The sequence below is a fragment of the Lentibacillus sp. L22 genome (assembly GCF_040812445.1).
Classification (GTDB): domain Bacteria; phylum Bacillota; class Bacilli; order Bacillales; family Amphibacillaceae; genus Lentibacillus_C; species Lentibacillus_C daqui.
In genome coordinates this window covers 1-1,804 of record NZ_JBFNXI010000095.1, presented here as the reverse complement: position 1 = coordinate 1,804, position 1,804 = coordinate 1, and the positions used below count along the sequence as shown (strand labels likewise).

Sequence of the window (1,804 nt, the reverse complement as noted above, 5' to 3'; positions counted from 1 at the left end):
TTACTCTCTCAAAACTGAACCAAACAACCGAGTATGTCTTAGGAATAAACTTCCCGTTCCGTAATATAATCCTTAGAAAGGAGGTGATCCAGCCGCACCTTCCGATACGGCTACCTTGTTACGACTTCACCCCAATCATTGGCCCCACCTTCGGCGGCTGGCTCCAAAAGGTTACCTCACCGACTTCGGGTGTTGCCAACTCTCGTGGTGTGACGGGCGGTGTGTACAAGGCCCGGGAACGTATTCACCGCGGCATGCTGATCCGCGATTACTAGCGATTCCGGCTTCATGCAGGCGAGTTGCAGCCTGCAATCCGAACTGAGAATGGTTTTATGGGATTAGCTAATGCGTCGCCGCTTCGCTGCCCTTTGTTCCATCCATTGTAGCACGTGTGTAGCCCAGGTCATAAGGGGCATGATGATTTGACGTCATCCCCACCTTCCTCCGGTTTGTCACCGGCAGTCACCTTAGAGTGCCCAACTTAATGCTGGCAACTAAGATTAAGGGTTGCGCTCGTTGCGGGACTTAACCCAACATCTCACGACACGAGCTGACGACAACCATGCACCACCTGTCACTCTGTCCCCGAAGGGAACACGGTATCTCTACCGCCATCAGAGGATGTCAAGACCTGGTAAGGTTCTTCGCGTTGCTTCGAATTAAACCACATGCTCCACCGCTTGTGCGGGCCCCCGTCAATTCTTTTGAGTTTCAGCCTTGCGGCCGTACTCCCCAGGCGGAGTGCTTAATGCGTTAACTTCAGCACTAAGGGGCGGAAACCCCCTAACACCTAGCACTCATCGTTTACGGCGTGGACTACCAGGGTATCTAATCCTGTTCGCTACCCACGCTTTCGCGCCTCAGCGTCAGTTACAGACCAGAGAGTCGCCTTCGCCACTGGTGTTCCTCCACATCTCTACGCATTTCACCGCTACACGTGGAATTCCACTCTCCTCTTCTGCACTCAAGTCCTCCAGTTTCCAATGACCGCTTGCGGTTAAGCCGCAAGATTTCACATCAGACTTAAAAGACCGCCTGCGCGCGCTTTACGCCCAATAATTCCGGACAACGCTTGCCCCCTACGTATTACCGCGGCTGCTGGCACGTAGTTAGCCGGGGCTTTCTGGTGAGGTACCGTCAAGGTACTGCCCTGTTCGAACAATACTTGTTCTTCCCTCACAACAGAGTTTTACGATCCGAAGACCTTCATCACTCACGCGGCGTTGCTCCGTCAGACTTTCGTCCATTGCGGAAGATTCCCTACTGCTGCCTCCCGTAGGAGTCTGGGCCGTGTCTCAGTCCCAGTGTGGCCGATCACCCTCTCAGGTCGGCTACGCATCGTCGCCTTGGTGAGCCTTTACCCCACCAACTAACTAATGCGCCGCGGGCCCATCTGTAAGTGATAGCCAAAGCCATCTTTCAACTTCCTCCCATGCAGGAAAAAGTATTATCCGGTATTAGCTCACGTTTCCGCGAGTTATCCCGATCTTACAGGCAGGTTGCCCACGTGTTACTCACCCGTCCGCCGCTCGTTCCACAAGTGTCACCTCAGATGAGGATCCACTTGCTTCCCGCGCTCGACTTGCATGTATTAGGCACGCCGCCAGCGTTCGTCCTGAGCCAAGATCAAACTCTCCAAAAAAGTTTGTGATAAAATTAACACCAATTAATTTCATCTAAATTCTTAGCTGCAAAAATTGATTCCAGGGTCTGCGTTTTCCATCAAATCAATTGATCTAACTTCTAACCTCAACCTCTGACATCTGTTACATACTGGTTGTTTTGTTCAGTTTTCAAAGAGCAA

General features: G+C 52.0%; 1 rRNA gene. It reads right to left on the bottom strand.

From position 1 onward, the window contains the following. Window positions 1-76: 76 nt before the first annotated feature. Window positions 77-1,642: ribosomal RNA gene (locus ABRT01_RS18170) — 16S ribosomal RNA — on the bottom strand. Window positions 1,643-1,804 lie beyond the last annotated feature (162 nt).